At 50.7% G+C, this 16,928-nt stretch carries 15 protein-coding genes; 11 read left to right on the top strand and 4 right to left on the bottom strand.

The features are described from left to right. Both B5E65_RS05835 and gltX read right to left on the bottom strand, forming a co-directional pair. Positions 1-380: transaldolase family protein (locus tag B5E65_RS05835; protein WP_275532860.1), on the bottom strand; the 380-nt coding region annotated here is incomplete at its 3' end. 164 nt (positions 381-544) lie between these two features. Further along, the gene (gltX, locus tag B5E65_RS05830) at positions 545-1,996 is read right to left on the bottom strand and encodes a glutamate--tRNA ligase (RefSeq protein ID WP_087170824.1); all 1,452 of its coding nucleotides are present in this window, start codon (positions 1,994-1,996) and stop codon (positions 545-547) included. 471 nt (positions 1,997-2,467) lie between these two features. Here gltX and trpS point away from each other — a divergent pair, with 471 nt between their 5' ends. Together trpS and B5E65_RS05820 are read left to right on the top strand one after the other, a co-directional pair. Further along, positions 2,468-3,478, top strand: a complete 1,011-nt coding sequence (trpS, locus tag B5E65_RS05825) for a tryptophan--tRNA ligase (RefSeq protein WP_087170823.1) — start codon at positions 2,468-2,470, stop codon at positions 3,476-3,478. Positions 3,479-3,735: 257 nt separating this feature from the next. After that, the gene (locus tag B5E65_RS05820) at positions 3,736-3,981 is read left to right on the top strand and encodes an AbrB/MazE/SpoVT family DNA-binding domain-containing protein (RefSeq protein WP_087170822.1); all 246 of its coding nucleotides are present in this window, start codon (positions 3,736-3,738) and stop codon (positions 3,979-3,981) included. Between the two features lie 73 nt (positions 3,982-4,054). Here B5E65_RS05820 and B5E65_RS05815 read toward each other — a convergent pair whose 3' ends face one another. Continuing rightward, positions 4,055-4,744: a helix-turn-helix domain-containing protein gene (locus B5E65_RS05815; protein ID WP_087170833.1), complete on the bottom strand. Its 690-nt coding sequence runs from the start codon at positions 4,742-4,744 to the stop codon at positions 4,055-4,057. Positions 4,745-5,030: 286 nt separating this feature from the next. Between B5E65_RS05815 and B5E65_RS05810 the strand changes: the two genes are divergently transcribed. Beyond that, on the top strand, positions 5,031-5,675 hold the full coding sequence (locus tag B5E65_RS05810; RefSeq protein ID WP_087170821.1) for a histidine phosphatase family protein: 645 nt from the start codon (positions 5,031-5,033) through the stop codon (positions 5,673-5,675). Positions 5,676-5,766: 91 nt separating this feature from the next. Here the strand turns inward: B5E65_RS05810 and B5E65_RS05805 are convergent, their stop codons facing one another. Then, positions 5,767-6,573, bottom strand: a complete 807-nt coding sequence (locus B5E65_RS05805) for a DUF5685 family protein (protein ID WP_087170820.1) — start codon at positions 6,571-6,573, stop codon at positions 5,767-5,769. A gap of 261 nt (positions 6,574-6,834) precedes the next feature. On the opposite strand from B5E65_RS05805, the gene B5E65_RS05800 reads away from it, so the two are divergent. The 8 genes from B5E65_RS05800 (at position 6,835) to B5E65_RS05765 (ending at position 16,885) form a co-directional block, all read left to right on the top strand. Next, on the top strand, positions 6,835-6,990 hold the full coding sequence (locus tag B5E65_RS05800; RefSeq protein WP_087170819.1) for a rubredoxin: 156 nt from the start codon (positions 6,835-6,837) through the stop codon (positions 6,988-6,990). 145 nt (positions 6,991-7,135) lie between these two features. Continuing rightward, positions 7,136-8,464 (top strand): hypothetical protein, encoded by a 1,329-nt coding sequence (locus tag B5E65_RS05795; RefSeq protein WP_087170818.1) that lies wholly within the window; start codon positions 7,136-7,138, stop codon positions 8,462-8,464. A 264-nt stretch (positions 8,465-8,728) separates the two neighbouring features. Continuing rightward, a complete protein-coding gene (locus B5E65_RS05790; RefSeq protein WP_158098527.1) occupies positions 8,729-11,977 on the top strand; it encodes an undecaprenyl-phosphate glucose phosphotransferase in 3,249 nt (1,082 codons plus the stop codon). Then, a complete protein-coding gene (locus B5E65_RS05785) occupies positions 11,974-12,999 on the top strand; it encodes a Stealth CR1 domain-containing protein (RefSeq protein ID WP_087170816.1) in 1,026 nt (341 codons plus the stop codon). Before B5E65_RS05790 ends, B5E65_RS05785 begins: the two co-directional genes overlap by 4 nt. Next, positions 12,996-13,973, top strand: a complete 978-nt coding sequence (locus B5E65_RS05780) for a glycosyltransferase family 8 protein (RefSeq protein ID WP_087170815.1) — start codon at positions 12,996-12,998, stop codon at positions 13,971-13,973. Before B5E65_RS05785 ends, B5E65_RS05780 begins: the two co-directional genes overlap by 4 nt. 21 nt (positions 13,974-13,994) lie before the next feature. Further along, positions 13,995-15,161 (top strand): polysaccharide pyruvyl transferase family protein, encoded by a 1,167-nt coding sequence (locus B5E65_RS05775; protein ID WP_087170814.1) that lies wholly within the window; start codon positions 13,995-13,997, stop codon positions 15,159-15,161. Continuing rightward, positions 15,158-15,943, top strand: a complete 786-nt coding sequence (locus B5E65_RS05770; protein ID WP_242957485.1) for an ABC transporter permease — start codon at positions 15,158-15,160, stop codon at positions 15,941-15,943. The genes B5E65_RS05775 and B5E65_RS05770 overlap by 4 nt, the downstream gene beginning before the upstream one ends. Before the next feature lie 15 nt (positions 15,944-15,958). Next, positions 15,959-16,885, top strand: coding sequence for an ABC transporter ATP-binding protein (locus B5E65_RS05765; RefSeq protein WP_343286390.1), 927 nt, complete (start codon positions 15,959-15,961; stop codon positions 16,883-16,885). The last annotated feature ends 43 nt before the right edge of the window (positions 16,886-16,928 follow it).

The following is a 16,928-nucleotide window of genomic DNA, read 5'->3' as shown; positions in this document are numbered from 1 at the left end:
GTGGCGCCCGCCCGGGCCGCCAGCAGCGCCTGGTTGGCCGAGAAGATCAGGGTGCAGTTGGTGGGGATGCCCTCGGCACTCAGCACCTTGATGGCTTTCAGGCCCTCCACGGTCATGGGGATTTTTACGACCATGTGTTTGGGATCCAGGGCGTAGATGGCGCGGCCTTCCTCGATCATACCGGCCGCGTCGGTGGTGGTGGCCTTTACCTCACCGGAGATGGGGCCGTCCACGATGGTGGCGATTTCTTTCAGGGTCTCGGCGTAGTCCCGGCCCTCCTTGGCGATCAGGCTGGGGTTGGTGGTCACGCCCGCGATCACGCCCATATCGTTGGCGGCGCGGATCTCGTCTACATTGGCGGTGTCAATGAAAAAACGCATGAAAACAGCCTCTCTTTCCTGCCCGGTGTACCGGGCGCTTTTCCTTCATTGTAGCGCACCGATATACAAAGAACAAGGACAATTGGCACATTTCATGGATTTTTGTCCCGAAAAGATAGTGCCGCCCCCGGCATAAACCGGGAACGGCACAAAACAGCAGGTGTTTACAGGGCGGCCAGTGCGGCACGCAGACGGGCCAGGGTTTCTTCGCGGCCCATCATGGCGGCCAGGTCAGTGCCGCCGCCGGGGGTGCGCTGCTTGCCGGACAGGGCAATGCCCAGCGGGTAGAGCAGCCAGCCGTTCTTGACCTCCATCTCTTCGGCCTTGGCTTTGCAGGCTTCAAAGATGGCGTCCTTGTTCCAGTCAGGCAGATTCTCCAGCACCGGCAGCAGGGCGCTCAGCGCCTGGCGGGCGGTGTCCGGGGTGGTCTTCTGCTTCTTGTTGGCGTACAGTTCAGGGCCGAAAGGCAGCGGCGCGTCAAAGAAGTCCAGCTGCTCGGGAATCTCGCCCAGCACCTCGCAGCGGGGCTGCAGGTTGGCGCAGAGCAGATCCCGGTCGATCTCCACATGCACGGCCTTGTCGATCCAGGGATCGGCCATCTTGCGGAACTCCTCCGGGCTCAGCCGGCGGATGTAAGCCGCGTTCAGAGCCCGCAGCTTGAGCGGGTCAAAGATGGCCGGGCTCTTGCTGATGCCGCTCTCGTCAAAGATCTTGACCATTTCCTCCAGGCTGAAGATCTCCTCCTCACCCTTGGGGTTCCAGCCCAGCAGCAGGATGTAGTTCAGCACCGCGGCGCTCAGATAGCCCTTGGCCATCAGATCCTGGTAGCTGGCATCGCCGTTGCGCTTGCTCAGTTTGTTCTGGGCATCCTTCATGACCGGCGGGCAGTGGATATACACCGGCTTCTCCCAGCCGAAGCTGTCGTACAGCAGGTTGTACTTGGGGGTGCTGGACAGGTACTCGCTGCCCCGGATCACGTGGGTGATACCCATCAGATGGTCGTCCACTACGTTGGCAAAGTTGTAGGTGGGCATGCCGTCGGTCTTGATCAGGATCTGATCCTCCAGTTCGGCGTTGTTCACCTCGATGTGGCCGTACACCGCATCGTCAAACCCGGTCACGCCCTCCCGGGGCATCTTCTGGCGGATGACGTAGGGGGTGCCGGCGTCCAGCAGACGGCGCACCTCCTCGGCGGGCAGGTCGCGGCAGTGGCCGTCGTAGTGGCCCACCGCCTCACCGGCGGCTTTCTGGTCGGCGTGCAGCTGCTCCAGCCGCTCGGCGGTGCAGAAGCAGTAATAGGCCTTGCCCTGCTCCACCAGCTGCTCGGCATACTGGCGGAACATCCCCATCCGTTCGCTCTGCACATAGGGGCCTACCGGGCCGCCCACGTCGGGCCCTTCGTCCCACAGCAGGCCGGTCTGACGCAGGGTATCGTAGATCACGTCCACGGCGCCTTCCACAAGGCGGCCCTGGTCGGTGTCTTCGATGCGCAGGATAAAGGTGCCGCCCTTGCTCTTGGCTTTCAGGTAGGCGTACAGGGCGGTGCGCAGGTTGCCCACGTGCATATAGCCGGTGGGGCTGGGCGCAAAGCGGGTGCGGACGGTGTTGGATGCCATGATGATCCTTCTCCTTTTATGTGATTTTCCAGGCGCAACAAGGCCCGGACTGATCTTCTCCTGTTATTGTAAGGGCCGCGCCGCGGCTTGTCAACCGGGCGCGGCGCTCTTTGCTTTGCAGATTCCTCTCTTTTCCTATATAATAAAGGGGTATTTTGTCACTTTGCGGTGTGGATAGAGAGGTACACACATGGAATTCTTGTCCTTTTCCTTTGCCGGGTTCGGAGCGCTGGTGTTTGCCGGCTGGTGGATTCTGCCCGCAAAAGCCCGGCCCTGGATGCTGGAAAAACATGGCGAGTAGCAAATCTGGGTGGTACTGATCGACACCGAATATCTGAACGCAGCCCTGCAGCCGGGAGCCAATCCGCTGCTGCTGGCGGAGGTGTCTTGACAGTGCCCGGCGAGCCGGTATAATACAAAGTAAGTATCTTCGGACGCACCTGCGTCCTTAAAAGAAATGAGGCATCAAGAATGAGTGAACAACTGCCGCGCAAGAAGCGCATTCTCTCGGGCATCCAGCCCACCGGCACCTTTACACTGGGCAACTATGTGGGGGCGGTGCGCAACTGGGGCGCCCTGCAGACGGAGGAGCACGAGTGCCTGTATATGATCGCCGACCTGCACGCCCTCACCGTGCGGCAGGAGCCGGCCAAGTTGCGCCGCAACACCCGCGAGGCGGCGGCCATGCTGCTGGCGGCCGGTATCGACCCGGCCCGCAGCCTGCTGTTTGTGCAGAGCCATGTACCCGCCCACACCCAGCTGAGCTGGGCGCTGAGTTGCTGCACCCAATTCGGTGAGCTGAGCCGCATGACCCAGTACAAGGACAAGAGTGCCAAACACCCCGACAACGTGAACGCCGGTCTGTTCACCTATCCGGTGCTTATGGCGGCGGACATCCTGATCTATAACGCCGACCTGGTGCCGGTGGGCATCGACCAGAAGCAGCATCTGGAACTGGCCCGCAACATTGCCCAGCGGTTCAACGGTCTGTACAGCCCCACCTTTACCATGCCGGAACCCTATATCCTGAAGGCGGGCGCCAAGATCATGAGCCTGCAGGAGCCGGACAAGAAGATGAGCAAGTCGGACACCAATGCCAACAGCTTTGTGCTCATGACCGACGATGCTGATACCATCCTGCGCAAGTTCAAGCGCGCGGTTACCGACAGCGACGGCGTGGTGCGCGCTTCGGAGGACAAGCCCGGCGTCACCAACCTGATGACCATCTACAGCGTCTTCACCGGCAAGGACTTCGAAGCCATCGAGAAGGAGTTTGACGGCCAGGGATATGGCGCCTTCAAGGAGGCCGTGGCCCAGAGCGTCATCGACGGTCTGGCCCCCATCCAGGGTGAGTACAAGCGCATCCTGGAGGACAAGGATTATGTGGACGGCGTGCTGAAACAGGGCGCCGAGCAGGCGTCCCGTCTGGCTGACCGCATGGTTGCCAAGGTGTATAAAAAGATCGGCCTGCTGCAGCTGTAAGCCGGATTTGGACAGCTGTAAAAATACAAGCTGTTGAAATTCACAAAATTGTTACAAGTCGTAACTCGTCGAAACCCCGCTTTCCGCGGCCTAACCGGTCGTGGGGCGGGGTTTTCTGTCGAAAACTTCTCCTGCGATAAAATTACCAAATGTTGACAGTTCCACCAGAAGACGGTACAATTAAGTCGAAGCCGGAACGCTGGGGGCGCAAAGGCGCACAGCTTCCGTTATCCTGCCGAATAAAGGAGAACCATGCTATGAAATCCACCGGTATCGTACGAAAGATCGACAGTTTGGGCCGTATCGTGCTGCCCATTGAGCTGCGCCGGAGCCTGGACGTGGGCGACGCGGATTCGCTGGAGATCTATGTGGACGGTGACACCATTGTGCTGAAAAAATACCAGCCCGCCTGCATCTTCTGCGGCGAGGCCCGGGACGTGGTCAGCTTCAAGGGACGCAACGTCTGCAAAGCCTGCCGTGCTGCGCTGGCCGGATTGGAATAAACGGCCGGGCACTCCGCGCAAACAAAAAAACCAGGCGATCCGCCTGGTTTTTGTCTTTCTATAAGGAAAATGCTTATTTTACAAGCTTTTCGATGTTGGTCTCACTGGTCTTGATCAGATGCAGCAGACTGGTGGAATACAGCGGGTATTCCCGGGCCAAGCTTTCACTGGTCATGGCAAAGCAGCTGGTGTCCTTGAAGGCGGGCTCTTCGCCCACCTCTTCCCCGTGCAGGATGGCGTTCACGTCGGCCTCGGCGCGGGTCATGGCAGCGGAGGAGTAGCCCTCCCACCGGGAGGCACTCAGCCGGAACAGGCTGGACGCGTTGCGGGGCGCAGAAGCGTACACCATCCGGAACATCTTGTACACCGCCATCATCAGATAGGCGCTTACCTCGGTTACCAGGCCCTTGTCGTGGCTGGCAGCCAGCTTGTCAAACAGGATGTTCAGGCTGTTGGAGATCAGCTTTTTGTTCATGGTAGGCAGCACACTGCCCTTGTACACGTTATCCTTGGCGGTTTCAGGGCTGGGCAGCTCTTCCGCAGACAGAATCAGCCCGCTGCGCTCCGCACTGCGGCCCAGCAGGTAATCGCAGGATACATTATAATAGTCGGCAACCCGCACCACAAAATCCAGACCGCACTCACGGATACCCTTCTCATAATGAGACAGCAAGGCCTGGGAAACACCCAGATCCTGAGCAGCCTGCTTCTGGGTAATGCCCCGCTCCTTGCGAAGCAGGGTTATAATGCGGTTGAATTCCATGTTCATAAGGGCACCTGTCCTTCTGAATTTTTGGCGTACTACCCCCAAGAGGCTATAACGCATCGTAAATTATAAACCAGAGAAAACCCTTTGTAAATACAAAAAGCGCCAAGATTTGATTCTTATTTTCGGCAATTCTGTCTATTGCCCTGTGGGGGTAACAATATGTATGATATCAAAAGGCCGTTTGCCCCAAATATTGTGGTGCGTTTTGGCAAAGTGTGTTGAAAATGTAATAAATTTGTAATATTTAACGCCTGTTTTCAAGCGGGAAAGGACGTATTTTATGAAAACTTTTCGTCTGCATCTGATCCGGCATGGGCTCACCCAGGCCAACCTGGATGGAATCTATGTGGGCAGCGGCACCGACCCGGAACTGTGTGAAGAGGGGCGCCGCGCCCTGCAGGAGCTGCGTGCCCGGTTTACCTATCCGGCGCCGAACACGGTGTTCTGCTCGCCGCTGGCGCGCGCCGTTCAGACGGCGGATATTCTGTTCCCCACAGCGGAAAAAAAGCTGATCGTGCCGGATCTGCGGGAGATGGCGTTCGGATGCTGGGAGGGCCGCCCGGTGCGGGAGTTGGTGCACGAGCCGGACTTTGCCCGCTGGATGGATCCCAGCCATCCTTTCACGCCGGAAGGGGCTGAGCCGGCGGCGGATTTCCATGCCCGCTGCGCCCGCACCCTGATGGGGCTGTTTGAGTACCTGATCAAGGCCGGCGTCAGCGAGGCCGCCTGCGTTACCCACGGCGGCGTGATCATGAGCATGCTGGCCCAGAAGGCGCTGCCCCAGCACAAGCCGGAGGACTGGATGGCCGACCCGGGCTGCGGCTATACCGTGCGCTGCGATGCGGCCATGTGGATGCGGGATGGCCTGGTAGAGGCGGTGGAAGTGCTGCCCCTGGGCTATCTGGATGAACAGGAAGAAGAATAAAACGGCAAATGGGCCCTGCGGATTGCTCCGCAGGGCCCATTTGCCGTTGCTAGGGTGAAAAAGAGAAAATAAAGAGGAGCTTGCTTTCCTGTCAGACCGCCCGGCGGGAAACCGGGCGCCGATGGGCAGCTGGGTTCGGCCGGGGGGCGGCCAGACTCAGCAGTAAGCGTTCGGCAAGCGCACAGTCGGTGCGCAGGGGAAGTTTGTCCAAAGCATCCAGCGCCAGCTGCCGCTGCCGGTCCAGCAAAGCGCGGCAATCCGATTCAAAATCGGGGGAGTCAGCCAGATGTGCCAACGGGTTGTAGGCACCGGTCCGCTGGTCGTGGGGCAGATCCTCCCAGGCATCCAGAAGATAGAACAGCCGGCCGGTTGCATCGCCCAGGGCACGCAGTTGCTCGCCGTGGGAACCACGGCAGAAATCAAAGATCTCCGCCATGACCTGGCCCCAGTAGCTGCTCATCTGCTCAATGTCGGTACAGTTCTGCTGTTCGCCCCGGTGCAACCGGCTCAGGCAGCTGTGCGCGGCCGCGCACTGGCGGGGATACCGCTGCAGCACATTCAGTCGGGCGGGCTCCAGCAGTTTGGCCAGCGCCAGATCCCGGTAGCTGTGGTCATCCAGCCAGTTGTCCATGTAATCCTGGTACCGCAGCGCAACGGCCATGTCCGCTACATAATCGGTATAAGGGTTGTCCGGCCCCGGTGCCGGGCCGCTGCCGCCGCCTTCCCGCAGGCTGGTCAGCAGCAGGGCCAGAAATGCCAGATCCGGCATACGGGCCAGCCGTCCCAGCGGACCGTGACGGCGCACCAGCGTGCGGCTCATCTGGGTGCAGAACGAGCGGTACCGCTGTACCTGTGCGGGGGCCAGCCCCATCTGTTCCACCTGAATTCGCTGCAGCATGCCGTCACCGTCCTTTCGATACAGTTTGTTTACAACGCTATTATCCAATAAAAATATGGCGAATTCATGAAGAAACCGAAAATTTTGCTCTGCAAGTCCGGCATAGGAAATATGCGGGCAAAAATTGGGAATGAAACAGAAAAATGTTGCCCAAACAACGGATTTTTTAAATTGCTTCGCATACAATAAACCTACAGTCTTTGCCAAGCGGGCAAGGAGCTGCAATATTTACCTATGAAATGTTAAAAGGAGCGATGAACCATGCGTTATGTGTGCACCGTTTGTGGTTATATCTATGAAGAAGCGGCGGGCGATCCGGATCACGGCGTAGCCCCCGGCACCGCCTGGGCCGACGTGCCCGAAGACTACGTCTGCCCCCTGTGCGGCGTAGGCAAGGATATGTTCGAACAGGAGTAAGTCTTACACAAACTCAAAACGCGCCCCGCCGGTTGGCAGGGCGCGTTTTCTTGCAATAAAATAGTCTGGTTTATAGACAAGCAACCCCAAATCGCCTATAGTATTATACAATAGGAGGATTTTGCAAAAAAAAGGAGAAAACGGGATGTTTTTGACATTTACCAATGGAATATTTAGTGTAATGGATGTTCTTCTGGCAGGATGGTCACTTGGTTTGCTTTGGCTAGCCGGATGCGCCGCGCGTCTACAGGGAGGAGTTCGGCAAAAGCTGACTGGTTTTTTGCAGCAAGAGAAATATCTTTTTGGAAACTGGGGCGGTGAATTCCGTGGCCGGGCTGGAGCATGGATGTTTCTGTCCGGTGTGGTCGCTACCCAGATTACGGCCTTTTTTCTGAACAGCCTTGTTCGTGAGAATGCCGGCACTTGGTATACGCTGCTGTTACAGGCAATGGAGTTTTTGTATCTGTGGGTATTGCTGCTTAAAATAGTGTTCTTTACGCGGTATTCAGGCCGACAGCTGGTTGTGGGATTCTGCTTCTTTTTTGTGTTCCGCTGGGTTTTTATCAATAACCATGCATTTTGGATGGGGCTTGGTCTGCTTTGCATTCTAGCCGCTAAGGATGCAGATCTGCGTCGCACAGTCAAAGTGGGACTGATTGCCAGTATACTGTGCTTTGTCGCCGTAGCAGGAAGTTCAATAGTTGGATGGATTCCCACTCTTCGAACTGGAGCGATTGAAAGCAACAGCCGCGTACGGGACAGTTTTGGCTATGGCTGGTATAATATGACCGGCGCGGTACTGTTGGCGATTTGTTTGATGTATCTCTGCTGGCGGCAGATCAGAGACTTGAAGTGGTTTGATTTTGTGCTGCTGGGCAGTGTTTTGGTATTCTGCAATCATGGGCCGGACAGCCGGGCGGCTACTACTTGTATAGCACTTTTGATTTTGCTGGCGGTAGTTCTGCGGTTGTGGCCGCAGGTAATTCAGCCGGTGTGGATTCGCTCTTTGGTAGCTGCCATACCGGCAGTGGCGTTTTTGGTCAGTTTGCTTGGAAGCTGGTTGTACGAGGATGATAATCCAGTCCTCTATGCTATAAATACTCTTCTGTCGGGACGGCTGCTCTTGGGCCAGCAGGCGTTGCAAGAAACCAGTATTGCCATTGCTGGGCAGGGCTTGTGGGACAAAAACTTCATTGTGGACAACTACTATGTATATCTGTGGATATATGGCGGCCCGGTAGCCAGTCTGTTGCTCTGGGGTGCAGTTACCTTGTTGCTCTGGCGGCTTATGATGAAAGAAGCAGCGGCAGAAAGTATCTGCCTTGTGGTAATGCTGGCACATGCCACTATGGAAAGCCATTTTATTTGGCCTTGTATCAATGTGTGCCTTTGGTTGCTGCCTTGCGTAGTGTATCTGCTGCCGCAGGAAAGAACTCCAGACTTTGCAGACCCCATTACAGATGCTGAAAAATAGAGACGGATAAAAATTTCCCTAATCTTTTTGCCGGGATATTTTGAGATCCTAGATCAATATTTCCTGACAAAACTGCAGTTTAAAAACCTTTCAGGAAACTATGCCAAAATATAAAACGATTCTGCCACGGTGTAGGCGTAAAAAACTGTAAAAAATGTTGGAAGTGCGCTGGATAAGTGTGGCAAACGTTGCTGAACATTGTCAGGTGTGATACATTAATAGAAGCCTTGTGCGTTAAATAAGCTCGCAAAGGAGGACATGTCTGTGATCCGAAGAAATCAAAATCTGTTGAATGCGATCAACATGATTCTTGATGCGATCCTGATTTTTTCTTCCTATTTGCTGGCTACGTATATCCGCTTTGAAATCATGTATGGTCGGGGATCGGTGCTGGAACAGGGATGGACCCCGCATTTTCTGCGAGCGGCCGCACTGTATACGGTGGCGCTGGTAGCGGCGTTCTATGCGTTTAAACTGTATGGATCGTATCGCTTTCAGTCACAGATACGGGAACTTTCTGTTATCGTGATGATTAACGCTGTAGGCGTTTCCGTGATCACAGAAATTCTGTATGTTACAAAAATTTTGAATTTCTCGCGTTTGGCCCTTTTCCTCTTTTTTGTCTTTTCCACGGTGTTGGTTTTGGCCAAGCGCATTTGTCTGCGGGCGCTTTTGCGATATTTCCGAAAACTTGGATACAACCAGAAACATGTCATTGTGGTCGGGAATGGCCATTTTGCGAAACAGTATATTGAAGATGTGAAAAGACGGCCCTATCTGGGATTCGTGGTAGATGGGTACGTTAGCAAGACAGACAAGCCCGGTATGGGCCGCCGCCTGGGCGAATACGAAGAGCTGGAGTCTATTCTGGAGAGATACAGCGCAGATGAACTTATTGTGGCGCTGGAACCGCACGAGATCTGTTTTATGGAGCAAGTATTGGCTTGTGCGGATAAAGAAGGAACAAAAGTCTCTATAATTCCTTTTTACAACGATTATATTCCCACGCACCCGGTTGTGGATGTGGTAGGCAACACAAAGCTGATCAATATCCGCACTACACCGCTGGATAACGTATTGTGGCAGTTTGCCAAACGAATGATGGATATCATCGGTTCACTGGTGCTCATAGTACTTACCAGCCCGTTGATGCTGGTTGCGGCTATTGGTGTGCGTTTGTCCAGTCCGGGCCCTGTGATTTTCCGTCAAAACCGTGTGGGACGCGACAAAAAGCCATTTCGGATGTATAAATTCCGAAGCATGCGGGTAAACGATACGGAAACAACGGCTTGGAGTACCAATTCGGATCCCCGGAAAACAAAATTTGGAAGCTTTATCCGTAAATATAGTATCGATGAGTTGCCGCAGCTATTCAATGTGCTGAAAGGGGATATGAGCCTGGTGGGACCGCGGCCGGAGATCCCCTTTTATGTGCGGCAGTTCAAAGAAGAAGTACCTTTGTATCTGGTGCGGCAGCAGGTGCGGCCGGGAATGACCGGGTGGGCGCAGGTGCATGGGTTGCGGGGAGATACCAGCATCGAAAAACGGGTAGAATATGATATCTGGTATATTGAAAACTGGAGCATCTGGCTGGATATCAAAATAATGTTCATGACCGTTTTTGGTGGAATGATCAACGAGGAAAAATGCGGTAAATGGGAAGGGTTTGCTTTGAACTTGAAAATTTTGGTGGCGACGCACAAACCTTGTCGCCTTCCTAAAGGAGATGTGTTTCTCCCTATTCAAGTAGGCGCAGCCAATCACCTTCATCTTCCTGGAATGCAACGGGACGATACAGGTGATTCGATATCATTTAAAAATCCTCACTATTGTGAATTGACGGCTTTATATTGGGGCTGGAAGAATCTGGATGTTGACTACTTGGGCTTATGCCATTACCGGCGGTATTTTGCCGTGCGGACATTAAGAGGAAGCAAGTGGAACCGGATTGCCGATCGTGAAACACTAGAACGGGCGATTGGCAGTGGAATTATACTACCCAAAAAGAGACGGTATTTTATCGAAACCAATTATAGTCAATATGCGCATGCCCATCATGCCTGTGATCTGGATATGACTCGTTGTATTTTGGCCGAGCGTTGGCCAACTTATTTGCCTGCTTTTGACCGGGTAATGAGACGAACGAGTGGTCATCGTTTTAACATGTTTGTGATGCGCCGTGACATCTTGGATGTCTATTGCAGTTGGTTGTTCGATGTTTTGTTTGAATTGGAAGCGCGGCTGGATATTCGGGATTATAACACGAACGATGCTCGAGTGTTCGGTTTTGTAAGTGAACGATTGCTGGATGTATGGCTGGAGACGATAGGGGCGACTTATACTGAATTACCGGTTGTTTTTACAGAAAAGCAGAACTGGATTAATAAAGGAGGGGCATTTCTTAAACGTAAGTTTATGCGTCAGAACCAGAAAAAAGCAATGAACGCATCGATACGATTGCCGCATAAATCGACCAAACTGGAGAAGTTCGGTGTAAAAAGGTTGCTGGATAGTGATGCACAAGGCTTTGTAAGGAAACCAGATATATTGGTTTCGGTGCTGATACCGATCTATAATAGCGAAGCGTATATAGATCGCTGTTTGCGATCGATTCAGCAGCAGAGCTATTCCTGTTTGGAAATTTTGGTGGTTGATGACGGGTCGGTTGACAAAAGTCTTCAAATCTGCGAAAAATTTGCGGCTGCAGATACAAGAATCCGTATTTTGAGCCAGAAAAATAGAGGAGTATCTGCGGCCCGGAATACTGCTGTGGAAAATGCCCGAGGAAATTATATTGCTTTTGTGGATAGCGACGACTGGGTAGAGCCAACGTATATTGAAAAAATGCTGTCGGCCTGTTTGGCGAACCACACCAGCATGAGTGCTTGCAACCATTGGATACACACAAGTACTAGATGTATTCAGCGTTTTCGCGGGGTTCCAAGCGGAGTGCTAACTGCTCGGACCGCCTGTGAAAATATTCTGTATGACGCACCTCCTGATGTAAGCCCTTGGGGAAAGCTGTATGACGAAAAACTGTTGAGGAAAATTTGGTATCCGGTAGGGAAATGCTACGAAGATACATTTTGCATTGCTGAGTTGGTCTTGAATGCCGGCCGGATTGCCTATGTGGACGAACCGTTGTATTGGTATTCCATCCAGCCTGATTCTATTAGTCGTGGTAGTTTCAGAGTTGACAAATTGGACTTTATGGAAGCGGTTTCGCACATGACGGACGTAATGTGCCAATCTTTTCCAGATATGCGTCAGGGAGCGGTGCGTCGAAAAGTACATGCAGCGTTGAGTGTGCGCCGCTATTTGGTTGATTGCTCTCCGGAAGATGAATTGCTTCGGAATCGGCTGGAAGCGCTAATTCGCAAAGCAGGCGGAGACGTATTGCTGGATCCGAGAGCACCCATGCGCGATAAAATAGGCATAGGAGCAGTAATGTTGGGACATTGGGGATATGATTTTTTCTGGAAGACCTATAAAAGGTGGGTGCGGCCGGATTGAAAAGCAGAGCAGAAATTGATTTTGTGATTATGTGGGTGAATGGCAATGATCCCATATGGAAAGAAAAAAAACAGCGATATTTGCCGAATGCTCAACAAGATGATCGTGAAATTCGATACAGAGACTGGGGTTTGCTACGATACTGGTTTCGAGCAGTGGAACAGTGCGCGCCATGGGTGAGAAGAATTTATTTTATTAGCGATGGGCAAAAGCCTGCATGGCTCAATGAGGAGCATCCGCAGTTGCGAATTACCGACCACAGAGACTTTATTCCTTTAAACTATCTTCCTACTTTCAGCGCAAACCCTATTGAGTTGAATCTGCACCGGTTGCCAGAGCTGGCAGAACAATTCGTGTTTTTTAATGATGATATGTTTTTACTGCAACCCGTACGGCCAGAGGACTTTTTCGTTCATGGACTTCCGGTGGATGATGCAGTTTTGAGTCCCATTATGCTAACTAAAAAACAGGATATTGGCAACATAGTTGCCAATGATATGGCCGTTATTAACACCTATTTTGACAAAAGAAATGTGATTAAGCAGGCACCCGGTAAATGGATGAATCCGCGCTATGGACAAAAATTACTGCGCACGCTATGCCTGATGCCGTGGCGTCATTTTGCAGGGTTCTACAATGATCATCTTCCCCAACCTTTCCTTAAACAAACTTTTTGTGAGATTTGGTACCAAGAGGCGGATCTGTTGGAAGAAGTGTGTACTCACCGTTTCCGGGATTATCAAAGAGATGTAAACCAATGGCTGATGCGCTATTGGCAGTTCGGAAAAAACTGTTTTATTCCAGGATCTCCCTACCGTGGAAAGGACTTGAATGTGCTTTCAGAAGAAACTGTACCACATATTTTAAAAAGAAAAACGCGAATGATTTGCATTAATGATTCTGATGAGATCAGCGACTTTGCAAAAGTCCGTGAAAATGTGGAACACGCTTTTCAGCAGATCTTTCCCGAGCGCTCACGATTTGAAAAAGAGGAAAAAAGAGAAACAGGAGGACACGTATGAAACAAACAGTTCCGGTTGTTTTTGCTACGGATAAGGAGTTTGCACCGTATTGCAGCACGTCTATTGCAAGCTTGTTGAGAACGCGGGATCTCGAACGGGAATACCGAATCTATGTGTTTTATGATAAGTTAGACTCGGAAGATAAATGCTTATTAGAGAGCATGTCACAGCCGGGGGCGTCAGTGGAATGCGTAAATGTTTCCGGATATATTGATAAAAAACTGTTCTATACACATGGTCGGCAATCGATTGCTACTTATTACCGCTTTTTTGTAGGAGATGTTTTTCCGCAATATGATAAAATCCTTTACCTTGACAGCGACATCGCAATTTTAAAGGATGTAGGAGAGCTGTATGACGTTGAACTTGGCAATAATCTGTTGGGAGGTGTGGTAATTTATCGGGGTAAGCCGGAAGAGAAACGGAGCAAAGAAGAATATCTAGAGCGAACTATGGGGGTTACTCCGGATAAGTATATCAATGCTGGGATCTTGGTTATGAACCTAGAGTTGTTTCGACAGGAAAAGGTACAAGAGAAGTGCATTTCGTATCTAGAAACACATCGTCAATTGAAATGGATGGATCAAGATGTGCTAAATGGAGTTTGCAAAGGGCGCATTCTGTTCCTACCTGAGAAATGGAATATGTCACAATTCTATTATGATGCCGACTATTCAGATGGGGGTGCTATGGATGACGTTGCTATTGTGCACTATCTGAATCGTCAGAAACCTTGGTGGGTAAGCTTTCGACGGTGTCATCTTTTTTTCTATCAGGCTGCTTCTTGGACCCCTTACGCAGATAGTTTGCGATGCCAGTTATTGGCATGCAATAATGTGTCAAGTAAAAATCCTCGGCAGGAAATGATAAAGATGGCTAGTCGCGGGGAGGTTGGACCACGCTATTTTTTGCGATGTGTGCTGATATGGGCAAAAGGAAAAGCTAAAAGGTTCATTAAGCGATTTGCCAAGTAAAAAAAGAAGGGGCTCTAACACATGAAATTTGGATTAGTCGTATACAAAGAAACAAAAAACATCGGGGATGATATTCAATGCTATGCCGTTTCCTGTCTGCTTCCTAGTGTGGATATAGTTTTGGATAGGGAGCATTTGGATACGGTAGAAAGCGATGAGCCTATCGCTGCGGTCATGAACGGCTGGTTCCTGCACAAAAAATGGAACTGGCCTCCGGCAAACTGCCTGCGGCCGCATTTTGTGGCCTTTCACTACGCAGAGTATCGCGTTGCACAATATTATGGTGAATATATTAAAACGAAATTTTTAAGTGGGCCCGGGCTGGATTATCTCAAAGCTTGGGCACCAATTGGGTGTCGGGATCTTAATACCGTAAAATTGCTGGAAAAATTAGGAGTAGAGGCGTATTTTTCTGGTTGCATGACATTGACGTTGCCACAGATGCCACGAATTGAATCAAAATCCCCCTATGTATGCTTTGTAGACGTGGATGCGAAAGCTACGGAAGTTATGAGCGACCAAGCGAAGAAGCAGGGGATGGATTGCCGAATCATGACGCACTTGATCAAGGAATATAGCGCTGATACACCTTGGCAGGTCCGTGCACAGCAGGTAGAGAAATTGCTTACGGTTTATCAAAATTCGACCTGTGTAGTCACTAGCCGCCTCCATTGTGCGCTGCCTTGTTTGGCGCTGGGGGTTCCAGTATTGCTTGTCCGCCCGGATTTGGATAATGTACGCTTTCAACCATATGTACAGTGGATGCATACGGCTACTGTTGCCGATGCTCGAAAAGGAAAAGTGTCCTATTCTTTCTGTAACCCGCCGACTAATAATGGCATGCATCAAGAAACTCGGGAAGCCCTTATTCAGTCTGTGCGCAAATTTGCTGAGACTTCTAAAAGTATTCCGGAAAGATATAGTCTTTCGGAATACGACCGGCTTGTATGGCAACAACAGGTGATGCGTGAGGCGTTGGAGGAAAGCCTGGAAAACTATAAGTTTGATGTATTATCCTATGAGCGAAAGTTTAAAGAATTATTCAGAAAAAAAGGGGCTGGTGACAAAACTGGCGCATCGGATAAAAAACTTGAGATGGATAGCTCTATGCTGGAAAAGTTGTATTACAACATTAAAGTAAATGGATGGAAGGTAACCCTTCGAAAGATAAAGGAAAACATCAGATGATAAGTTATACCACGATTGCAGAAAAAATCAAGGCGCGAAAATTCCTTTTGGAGGAATTGGTCAAACGGGATTTTAAAAAGAAATACAAGCGGTCAATATTGGGGATTTTTTGGTCTGTTCTGTCGCCAGTGTTAATGATGCTGGTGATGAGACTGATGTTTACTCAGTTCTTTGGTCGTGACATACCTTATTATACGACCTATATTCTGGCAGGTAATATTGTATTTTCTTATTTCCGGGATGCTACTTCAGAAGGAATGAGCGCAGTTGTGGGTAATTCGCGGATTTTAACTAAAATTGACCTTCCACAAATGCTGTTTGTATTTTCCAAATCTATCTCTTTTGCATTGAACTTTGGTATTAGCATTGTAGTATTTTTTGTTTTCTGTGCCTTTGATGGGATTCCTTTTGGGTGGCACTTTATAACGCTGATTATCCCTACGATTCTTCTGTTTGTGTTTAATTTGGGAATTACGTTAATTCTATCAACGCTCTATGTATTTATGAAGGATATTCGGTATCTTTGGAGTGTATGCCTAAGACTTTTGATGTATATGTCGGCGGTATTTTACCGAATTGATGGATATCCAGAAGCCATGAAGCGGTTGTTTTGGCTGAACCCTGTCTATGTGTATATTACCTATTTTCGGGAAGTAGCAATGGAAGGGCGTGTCCCTTCTGGGTTTGTTCATGCACTTGCGATCGGATATGCAGTAGCGGCGTTTGTCGTGGGGAGATATATTTTCAGAAAATACGAAGATACTTTTGTGTTCTATTTCTGATTAGGAGGAATGCAAGTGCTTGATGTCAAAAATCTCAGAATTGCATACCCGGTGGGAGATGTTCTGGATATTGGGCTGAAAGAAACGGTTATCCGAAAGATCAAGAGAGACTTTCAAATCCGTGAATTTGTAGCGGTGGATAATGTCTCCTTTTCTTTAAAGCAGGGGGATATGTTGGGAATCATCGGCCACAACGGTGCAGGTAAAAGCACCTTGGCAAAGGCGATTGCCGGAGTGGTAAAACCGACCTGCGGAACTATTGCCCGAGGCGGAAAAGTCACAGCCCTGCTGGAATTGAGTGCTGGTTTCGACCCGGATTTAACAGTGCGAGAAAATACAATTTTACGTGCTGCTATGATGGGGTATTCCAAAGAGTATGCTTTGAAGGCGTATGACCATATCATTCAATTTGCGGAATTACAGGGATTTGAGGAACGAAGCTTTAAGCAGCTTTCTTCTGGAATGAAGGCACGGTTGGGATTTTCTATTGCCAGCCTAGTAGATCCTGAGATCCTGATTTTGGACGAAGTGCTGAGCGTTGGTGATAGTGGTTTTCGGAAAAAGAGCGAAAAAAGGATGAAGGAGATTATAGGAGGTGGGGCTGTTACCCTTTTGATCTCGCACTCCATGCGTCAAGTGCAGTCGCTTTGCAATAAAATCCTTTGGCTGGATCATGGCCGGCAGATTGCATTTACAGACAAAGTGGAACTGTATTGCACAGCTTATGAGGAATTTATGCGCACCAAAGAGTTGCCTAAAACAGAAGAAGATGTGGTGCGCTTGGCTCACTCGTATACTGAGTGGAAACAGTCAGAGACCGAACGGGCTGCCCGTATTGAGACAAAAAAGCTTGAGGCGATTCTTGAGAATGGAAAGAGTGAAGCGGCAGTGAAGGCGGCGGTGGCAATTTTACGCAAGCAACGGCCTGAACTTCTTGCTTGAAAATTCGAAACATAAAGACAGGGACGGCCGTGTCAGCCGTCCC

The organism is Gemmiger sp. An120 (assembly GCF_002160955.1).
In the GTDB taxonomy this organism is placed as follows: Bacteria; Bacillota; Clostridia; order Oscillospirales; family Ruminococcaceae; genus Gemmiger_A; species Gemmiger_A avium.
Note: the sequence above shows the minus strand (reverse complement) of the source record. Positions and strands in the feature narration are given on the sequence as shown.